The organism is Kribbella catacumbae DSM 19601 (assembly GCF_000372465.1).
Taxonomy (GTDB): Bacteria; Actinomycetota; Actinomycetes; order Propionibacteriales; family Kribbellaceae; genus Kribbella; species Kribbella catacumbae.
This window is the reverse complement of sequence record NZ_AQUZ01000084.1, coordinates 24,285-33,196: the sequence shown is the minus strand read 5'-3', so window position 1 is coordinate 33,196 and position 8,912 is coordinate 24,285. Positions and strand designations below refer to the sequence as shown.

Here is an 8,912-nt window from a genome sequence, read left to right as displayed (position 1 = left end):
CCTCGGCGTTTCACAGAAATTGGTGCGACACGTGAGCTGAAAAGGCGAGAGTGCCTTGTCTGTAAGGGAAAATTGGGCTTGTCGAAGGTCCAAGGATCCCGAGCAGGAAGGCACTCTCAGGTGAAGGTTAGCAAGGCGGCGCGTCGGTTCAAGGTGTCGGCGGATGGTAAGGGGATCGTGTCGCATGCCGGAACCGCGCTGTTGCGGGAGTTGGCGGCCGAGACCGGGCTGGTGAAGGGGTGGACCGAAGCGCTGATCGACACCTACCGGTTGCCGCCGCTGCATGCACCGGGCCAGGTGCTGGTGGACTTGGCGGTGACGATCGCCGACGGCGGCGACGCGCTACGGCACCTGCGGACACTGCGGGACCAGCCGAAACTGTTCGGGCCGGTCGCATCCGACCCGACCGCGTGGCGAGTGGTTGACAAGGTCGATGAGGTCAAACTGGACCTGTTGCGGGCCGCGCGCGCAACAGCCCGGGAGCGGGCCTGGGCGGCCGGTGCCGGCCCGGACCTGTCCGAGCAGTTGTGGCTGCTCTTCGACGCGACCCTGCTGACCGCGCACTCGGACAAGGAGAACGCCGCACCCACCTGGAAGAAGGGATACGGCTTCCACCCGTTGCTGTGTTACCTGGACCGGCCCGACATGTCGGGTGGAGAGGCGCTGGCCGGGCTGCTGCGGCCGGGCAACGCCGGCAGTAATACCGCCGCCGACCACGTGACAGTGCTGGACCTGGCGATCGCCGCGCTGCCCGAGAACGTCCGGCCCCGGCCCGGGGCGGTCGACGCGCCCAAGGTGATGGCCAGCGCTGATTCGGCCGGTGCGACCCACGTGTTCGCCGCCGCGCTCCGCAAACACGGGATCGGGTTCTCGCTCGGGTTCTCCGTCGACGAGAACCTGCAGCAAGCGATCCTGGCCACCCCGAAACACGCCTGGCAACAGGCCTACAACGCCGACGGTGAGCCCCGCCGCGGCGCCTGGGTCGCCGAACTCACCGACCTGCTCAACCTCGACAACTGGCCAACCGGGTCCCGCGTCATCGTCCGTAAAGAACGCCCCCACCCCGGCGCCCAGCTCACCTTCACCGACATCGACGGCCACCGGTTCACCGCGTTCCTCACCGACACACCCGGTGGTCAACTCCCCGACCTGGAGATGGAACACCGCGCCCACGCCCGGGTCGAGGACCGGATCCGCACCGGGAAAGACACCGGCCTGCGCAACCTTCCGTTCTACGCCTACACAGCCAACGCCTGCTGGCTCGAACTCGCGCTGGCCGCCGCCGACCTCATCACCTGGTCCCAGGCCGTCTGCTTCACCCACACCCTCGCCCGCACCGAACCAGCCACCTTCCGCTACCAGATCCTCCACACCGCCGCAGTCCTCGTCCGCACCGCCCGCGGCCGGCACCTCAGACTCGACACCGACTGGCCCTGGGCCCCCAACCTCGCCGCCGCATTCGACCGACTCCGCACCGCACCCTGGCCAGCCACCTAACCCTGGCCCACATCCCTACCACCCAAGGACATCGGACCCCCGCACACCCGACGCGACAGCCGGGCCAAACCCACGCCACCAACCGTCAAACCCACCTAAAACACGGCACCCGAAGACACGCCAGAACCCCATGAAATATCGAGGCTAACGCCCCAACTCACCTGATCATTCGCCCCCTTTCACCCTCGCCATTGCGTGCGGCGACCAGATCGGCGGCCTGGAGGGTGAAAAGGGGGCGAATGATCAGGTGAGTTGGTCAGCGTCTTAGGGAACGCGTGGCGCGGGTTAGTTGGACTGCTAGGGCTGTGGCGGTGGCGCCTAGGAGGGCTCCGGCGGCTACTGCGACTGTGTCGGCCTTGCGGGCTGGGATGGGGATTACCTTGTAGCGCTTGCCTGGTGGGCCCAGGAGGAGAGGCTCTTGATCGCTGGAGCGGGCGGCAGTCGCGTACGGCGTGCTGGGGGCCGTGTCGAAGGGCGTGGCGGCTCGTGCTGCCTCTTCGGCCTCGCCGGTGTGCCAGCGGTGGTCCAGGGTGGCTTCCTTGGTCCACGCGGCGATCAGCATGATCACCCGGGTCATCAGGTAGATCCAGACCAGCAGGGCCAGCGGCAGCGCCAGTGTCCCGTACGCCGCGTTGTTGCCGATCACGTTCTTCACGTAGCTGTTGCCGAGGCGCTGGGCCAGGTAGAACACGATGCCGCCGGCCAGTGCCGCGTACAGCGCGACCTTGCGCGGCAGGATGATCCGCGGCATCGCGGTCTGCAGGTAGAGGAACAGCACCGCACCCACGCCGATGCCGACGACGATGCTGAACAAGCCGATCCCCCAGCGTGCCAGCCAGGTGCCGTCGAGGCCCGTCCACCCGACGATGTTGTCCGAGAGCCCGACCAGGATCGACGACGCGCCGGTGGCGATCAGGCCGATCACGCCGAGACCGATCAGCGCCCCGAGATCGGCGAGCTTCAGTTTGACGAAGTTGCCCGGCTGGTCATCGAGTTCGTGCATCGAGCGGATCGAGGCCCGTAGCGAGTCGATCCAGCCCAGCCCGGTCAGCAGCAGCGACGCACCGGAGATGAGTCCGATCGTGCCCGCGTTGCTGATCAGCGAGTCCAGATCGATCTGATCGCCGATCCCGGGCAGGTTGGTCTTGATCGCTTCCTTGAGGTCACCGACAGCCCGCGCGCTCAGGAACTTACCGGTCACCGCCGCGGTCAGCACGATCAGCGGGAACATCGACAGGAACCCGAAGAAGCTGGTCGCCCCGGCCAACCGGTTGCCCCGCCGGTCGCCGTACCGCTTCCAGGCCCGCCACAGCTGCGTCCTGCTGACACGCGCCCACACAGCTTTGGCCCGATCCTTGATCCCCATGCGACTCCTGTACCCCGGTAAGGAGTCCTACCCTGCCAGCGGGAACGACCGCTGCGGCCGCCACACGCCGTCGGCGCCGTGCTCGTACCGGCTGAAGGCCGCCACGTCGAAGGCGCAGTCGTACTCCGACAGGGCGTCGTACGCGCGGTCCAGGGCGTCCTTCTCCAGATCGTGCGCCACGGTGACATGCGGGTGGTACGGGAAGCGCAGAGCGATCTCCAGCGGGCCGGAGCGGACCTGTGACTGCAGCACCTCGCAGCTGGAGATCCCCTCGGCCAGTGGCACGAACACCACCGGCGAGATCGGCCGGAAAGTCGCAGTACCGCGCAGGCGGATCCGGAAGCTCGGGAACCGCGCCGCCACCGCCAGCAGGTGGTCGTCGACCTTGGCCAGGTCCTCGTCGGCCACCTCGGTCGGCGGCAGCAGCGTGACGTGGGTGGGGATCGACGACGCCATCGGATCGCCGAACTCGGCCCGGTACTTCTGCAGCTCCGTGCCGTAGGGTTCCGCGATCGGGATCGCTACACCGATCGTCGCCATCCGGGGCCTACCGGCCCAGCTCGGAGGTCAAAAAGGGGCCGGGCACGAAGCCGAGCCGGTCGTAGACCCGCTGCAGCGTCGGCTCGGTCACGGCGCGAGCGCGTTCGGCGCCCGCGGCCAGGATCGCGTCCAGCTGGGCCTTGTCGTCCAGATAGCCGAGCGTCTTCTCCCGGAACGGGGTGACGAACTCGACCACCTGCTCGGCCAGGTCCTTCTTGAAGTCGCCGTACCCGCGACCGGCGTACTCGTCCTCGAGCTCGCTGATCTTCTTGCCGCTGAGCGCGGAGTAGATGGTCAGCAGGTTCGCGACGCCGGCCTTGTTCTCCGGGTCGAAGATGACGTCCCGGCCGGAGTCGGTGACGGCTGACCGGATCTTCTTCGCGCTCACCTTCGGGTCGTCCAGCAGGTCGATGATGCCGCCGGGCGAGGACGACGACTTGCTCATCTTCGCGCCGGGCTCCTGCAGGTCGGAGATCTTCGCGGTCTCCTTGACGATGTACGGCTCGGGCAGCCGGAAGGTCTTGCCGAACCGGTGGTTGAACCGCTGGGCCAGGTCGCGGGTCAGCTCCAGGTGCTGGCGCTGGTCCTCGCCGACCGGCACCCGGTCGGCCTGGTAGATCAGGATGTCCGCCGCCTGCAGGATCGGGTAGGTGAACAGCCCGACGGTGGCCCGGTCCTGGCCACCCTTGGCGGACTTGTCCTTGAACTGCGTCATCCGGCTGGCCTCGCCGAAACCGGTGAGGCAGCCCAGTACCCAGGCGAGCTGGGCGTGCTCGGGCACGTGCGACTGGACGAACAGCGTCGACCGCTCCGGGTCGATCCCGGCGGCCAGCAGCTGCGCGACCGAGCGGCGGGTGCGCTCCCGCAGTACCTTCGGGTCGTACTCGACCGTGATCGCGTGCAGGTCGACCACGCAGTAGAACGCGTCGTGGTCCTCCTGCATCGCCACCCACTGGCGGACCGCGCCCAGGTAGTTGCCGAAGTGGAAGGAGTCCGCGGTCGGCTGGATACCGGACAGGACGCGTGGGCGCCGCCCGGATCCGCTGGCCGGCACAGGGGTGTCGTCGTGGACGGCTGCTGACATGAGCCCGATTCTGCCAGCGCCCAGGCTCTTATCCACACCCGGGCGCCTTTCACCGGGGCATAAGGTCGAAATTGTGAGTTCTCGCGAGGCTGTGATCCTGCCCGGCGGCATGTTCGGGCCGTTCGCTCCGCTGCTGATGTTCTCCGCCGACGCGGCCGAACGCCGGGGCGCCCGGCTGACCCCGGTGTGGTGGGACGAACCGGACCGGCCGATGACCTTGACCCCGGAGGAACGCGGGCCGTGGGTGGTGGGCCAACTCGAGCGCGCAGCGCCTTCGCTCCGCTCGGCAGAAGCAGCGGTAGAGGCCAAGGCGGAGGCAGGAGCAGGGCCTGCAGGGGAGGGGACGCTCATCGTCGCCAAGTCTTTGGGGACCCACGCGGCGGTTGTGGCCGCGGAGTTGGCCTTGCCGGCGGTCTGGCTGACGCCGGTGCTGACGAGTGAGTGGGTGGTCGACGGGCTGCGGCGGGCGACTGCACCGTTCTTGCTGGTGGGCGGGACGGCTGACTCGCTGTGGGATTCCGGGCTGGCGCGGGAGCTCACGCCGTACGTGATGGAAGTGGAAGGAGCCGACCACGGCATGTACGTGCCGGGCCGGCTCGCTGCCTCGACCGCCGTACTAGGTCAGGTGGCGACGGCGGTCGAGGACTTCCTGGACGAAGCTGTCTGGCCTTAGGTGGTGGCGGGGTTGCCGTCGGCGGCGGCTGCGAGCTTCGGGACCAGTTGGTCTAGGACGATCGGGAGGCTGAGGACCGAGACGAAGGTCGTTGCTCCGTAAAGGTCGTTGTTGTAGTCCTCTTCGATGAAGATGTCGCGGCCCTGCTTGCGGGTGTTCAGGCCCTTGTAGAGCGGGTCGGCCTTCAGTTTGGCCGTGCCGTCCTTGCCCGGGAACCAGACCAGCGCCTGCTGGTCGAGCAAGGCGATCTTCTCACCGCTGATGTTGCCGCCGAACTTGTCTCCGATCAGCTTGTCCAGCCCGACCGGCAGGCTGAAGCCGAAGTCGGTCAGCAGGCGCGACCGGGGGTCCTGACTGCCGTAGATGAAGTACCCCTCGTACGGCGATGCCATCAGCGCCGTCTTGCCCTTGAACTCGGGGTGGTCGGTGCGCACCTTCTCGAAGCGCTGCTCGAGACTCTTCACCAACTCGTCGGCCTGCTTGGGCTTGCCGACCGCCTGGCCGACTGTGCGGGCCAGGTCCTGCCAGGCCACGCCGTAGTCGGGCGCGCCGGGGAGCTGCGCCACTGTCGGCGCGATCGCGGTCAGCTTCTTGTAGTCCTCGGCCTTGATTCCGGAGTACAGGCCGATGATCAGGTCCGGCCGGAGCGCGGCGACCTTCTCGAACTTGATCCCGTCCTTGTCGCTGAGCACCTCCGGCACCGGCGCGTCGCCGAGCTTCGCCTTGGCCCACGGGAACAACGCGCCCGGCTTGTCGCCGAACCACTCGGTGGTCGCGACCGGCGTGACGCCGAGCGCGAGCAACGCGTCCTGCTCGACCAGCCCGACCAGAACGATCCGCTTCGGCGCCTCTTTGATCTCGGTGGTGCCGAACTTGTTCTTGATCGAGACCGGGAAGGCGCCGGCCTCGGAGCCGGCCTGCGGCTGGGCGGCGGTGTCCTGAGGGTCGCTGTCAGCACAGGCGGTGAGTGCGAGCAACGGCAGAGCGACCAGCAGCGCGAGCGGCCGGAGGATGGAGCGCATAGGGGAACCTCACAGTCGTGGTTAGGTATCCCTAACCTAACCCAGACTGGGTCCTTCAGTCCCGGTGGTATTTCGGTACGGCGTCGTCCTGCTTGAGTTTGTCCGCGGCCGCCTGCAGCTGGGTGGACCAGTCGTCCGCCTGGAGACGTCCGGCCAGGAACGCCCCGGTCGCGTCCCCAGCCTCCTTGCCGAGGTCGGGGTACCAGTCCGCGAAGTACCAGGTGATCACTTGATCCCCCGCGGCCGTCAGGAGATCCCTGGCCGAGCGCAGCGCAGTACTGATCTCCAGTCCGTCCGCAGCACCCCGTACTACGGTCAGCTGGTTGCTCTTGGCGGTTACCTGAGCCGCCACACCCTTGGACAGCATGGCTCGGACGTACTCGAGACCACCCGGCTGGTTCTTGGCCTTCTCCGGCACCAGCAGCGGCGCGGTGGGAGCAACATGCAGGCCGCGAGGCAGCGCCGGCGACGCGTCGAGCGGCGGGAGCCCGATCATGGTCAGCCCGAAGCCCACCGGGATCACCGGCTTCATCTCGTTCTCCAGCCAGTTGCCGCAGGGCAGCAGGCCGGCCTTCGAGGTCAGCAGGCGATTCTGCGAGCCGAGATGATCGAACTGCGAACTGCCCTTGGCGATCAGCCCGCGCTTGGCCAGCTCACCGAAAGCGGCGAGCGCCTGGGTGACGCTCGGATCCCGCCAGGCACCATCCTCCAGGTTGTCGATCCGCTTGACGACGTCGTGCCCACCGGTCTTGGCGGCCAGCGTCAGGATCGCCTCGAACGCGTAGTACGGATGGCGGCCCGCGTAGGTGAAGGGCGCGACCTTGGCCTTCTTCATCTCGTTGCTCAAAGCAAGTAATTCGGGCCAGGTGCGCGGGACGTCCCAGTCGTACTTCTGGAACAGCTGCGATGAGTACCAGAGGCCGTAGACGGTGGCGAGGTAGTTGATCGCCCGCAAGCTGCCCTCGTACCGGCCGGCGTCAAGCATGCCGGGCAGCAGAACGTCTTGCACCGTGGTGTTTTCGTTGTCCCAGGCCAGCGCTTCGAGCACGGGCGCGAGATCTGCGAGGTAGTTCTCCTTGACCAGGCGCCCGACCGCGAGGGCTTTGTCGCCGGCGTTGAACACCACGTCGGGCGGTGTCCCGGCGGCAAAGCGCGGCTGCAGCACGTCCCTGAGCTTCTTGCTGGTCGAGGCACTGGCCGTCGAATGCGGAAACTTCCGCCGGTACGCCGGAGCGCCGTACCCGCCGTACTCCTCCCCCACCACAACCTCAAGCGCCGCCTCGCCCGACACGTCGAAGGGGTTCCCGGGATCGAGCCCAGTGGTCTGCTGGTCCGCCCCGGAAGAACAGCCAGACAGCAGAGCACCCGCGAGAGCACCTTGCAGAACCGTCCTACGTTTCAGCATCTCGGCAGAGTAGTACGTGAGGTGACTCCGCCCACGCCGCTCCTACGTCGCGGCTCCCACCCACCCGTGACTGGCAGCAGAACCTCGGCAAGCCCACCGAAGCCCGCGAGCACCACCTCGCGGCAGCACGCGCTGCCGAGCAGCGGCACCTCGCGGCGAAGGCGGATGATGTGCGGACCGACAGGACATAGTGCCGTGGAGGTAGAGCGGTTGAGCCTGCGATGGCCGCCGGTGTACGGCGTATCAGGGTGCACTACCTGTCCATCGGGACAGAATGGACGAGGTCGATGGGTGGGACCGCGTGGATGGCGGGAGCACCGGTGGTGGAGGGAGACGACCAACCGCCCCGGGCGAGATGCCCAGGGCAGTTGGCTAGTGCGGAACTTCTTGAGCGGCGACGTAGGAGCCGCGTGGGACGTAGTACAGCTACTTGAGGGTTGCTCCTGTCAGGCCTGCCTGAACCTGGCGGTAGAAGATCAGGTAGACGACCACTACCGGGACCATGGCGATGGTGAGGGCCGCGAAGAGAGTGCCCCAGTCGTTCTCGTAGCGCTGGCTGCCCAGGAGGGTGGCGATTCCCTGGGAGAGGACCGGCTTCTCGGGGGAGAGGAAGGACGGCAGGACGAACTGGTTCCACTGGCCCAGCACGTTGAAGATGCCGACGCTGAGCAGGCCGGGCTTGGCCATCGGCAGCATCACGCGGAAGAACGTGGTCGCGTGGGACGCGCCGTCCACCAGCGCCGCCTCGGCGATCGAGGTCGGCAGAGTGCGGAAGAACGCGTGCATGAAGAAGACCGTGAACGGCAGCGAGTACGCGATGTAGACCAGGATCAGGCCCTGGTACGTCGAGATCATCCCGAAGTTCTTCACCACGAAGAACAGCGGCACGATCGCCAGGAAGGTCGGGAACATCATCCCGGCGGCGAACAGGTAGTAGATGAAGCGGTTGCCGGGGAACTCGTAGCGGGCCAGCACGTAGGCCACCATCGAGCCGAACAGCATCGTCCCGGCGACGCCGAAGACGACCACCACGATGCTGTTGCCCAGGTAGTCGCCGACGCCCTTGTCCCAGGCCTTGGAGAAGTTGTCCCAGAGCAGTTTCTTCGGCAGTGCCCACGGGTTGTCGCCGAAGATCTCGCCGGTGCTCTTCAGCGAGGCGATCAGCGACCAGACGAACGGTACGACGACCAGAATGCTCCAGCCGATCAGGACCGTGTGGGAGAAGACGTTGACCGGGCTGAAGGAACGGTCCTTCGGGCCGGCGGGATGGGCTGTCGGCTGGTCCTCGGACCGGGTGCCCTCGACATCGATCTGCAAAGTCATGG

At 67.2% G+C, this 8,912-nt stretch carries 8 protein-coding genes; 2 read left to right on the top strand and 6 right to left on the bottom strand.

The genetic code is table 11. From position 1 onward, the window contains the following. Positions 1-120 precede the first annotated feature (120 nt). On the top strand, positions 121-1,497 hold the full coding sequence (locus A3ES_RS0142845; RefSeq protein ID WP_020388679.1) for an IS1380 family transposase: 1,377 nt from the start codon (positions 121-123) through the stop codon (positions 1,495-1,497). A gap of 256 nt (positions 1,498-1,753) precedes the next feature. Here the strand turns inward: A3ES_RS0142845 and A3ES_RS0142840 are convergent, their stop codons facing one another. From A3ES_RS0142840 to trpS, 3 genes are read right to left on the bottom strand one after another with little or no spacing between them, the layout of a single operon-like run. Continuing rightward, positions 1,754-2,863, bottom strand: a complete 1,110-nt coding sequence (locus A3ES_RS0142840) for a YihY/virulence factor BrkB family protein (protein ID WP_020393010.1) — start codon at positions 2,861-2,863, stop codon at positions 1,754-1,756. 27 nt (positions 2,864-2,890) lie between these two features. Beyond that, entirely contained in the window at positions 2,891-3,403 is a 513-nt protein-coding gene (locus A3ES_RS0142835; protein ID WP_020393009.1) for a 2'-5' RNA ligase family protein, read from the bottom strand. 7 nt (positions 3,404-3,410) lie between these two features. After that, on the bottom strand, positions 3,411-4,487 hold the full coding sequence (gene trpS, locus A3ES_RS0142830) for a tryptophan--tRNA ligase (RefSeq protein ID WP_020393008.1): 1,077 nt from the start codon (positions 4,485-4,487) through the stop codon (positions 3,411-3,413). 73 nt (positions 4,488-4,560) lie between these two features. On the opposite strand from trpS, the gene A3ES_RS55320 reads away from it, so the two are divergent. Then, entirely contained in the window at positions 4,561-5,160 is a 600-nt protein-coding gene (locus A3ES_RS55320; protein ID WP_202806716.1) for an alpha/beta hydrolase, read from the top strand. On the opposite strand, the gene A3ES_RS0142820 is transcribed toward A3ES_RS55320, so the two are convergent. The 3 genes from A3ES_RS0142820 to A3ES_RS0142810 all read right to left on the bottom strand — a co-directional run bounded on the left by A3ES_RS0142820 (position 5,157) and on the right by A3ES_RS0142810 (position 8,910). After that, positions 5,157-6,182 (bottom strand): iron-siderophore ABC transporter substrate-binding protein, encoded by a 1,026-nt coding sequence (locus A3ES_RS0142820; protein WP_020393006.1) that lies wholly within the window; start codon positions 6,180-6,182, stop codon positions 5,157-5,159. The genes A3ES_RS55320 and A3ES_RS0142820 overlap by 4 nt on opposite strands. A 55-nt stretch (positions 6,183-6,237) precedes the next feature. Beyond that, entirely contained in the window at positions 6,238-7,587 is a 1,350-nt protein-coding gene (gene ngcE, locus A3ES_RS0142815) for an N-acetylglucosamine/diacetylchitobiose ABC transporter substrate-binding protein (protein ID WP_020393005.1), read from the bottom strand. 426 nt (positions 7,588-8,013) lie between these two features. Next, positions 8,014-8,910: a carbohydrate ABC transporter permease gene (locus A3ES_RS0142810; RefSeq protein ID WP_020393004.1), complete on the bottom strand. Its 897-nt coding sequence runs from the start codon at positions 8,908-8,910 to the stop codon at positions 8,014-8,016. Between the last annotated feature and the right edge of the window lie 2 nt (positions 8,911-8,912).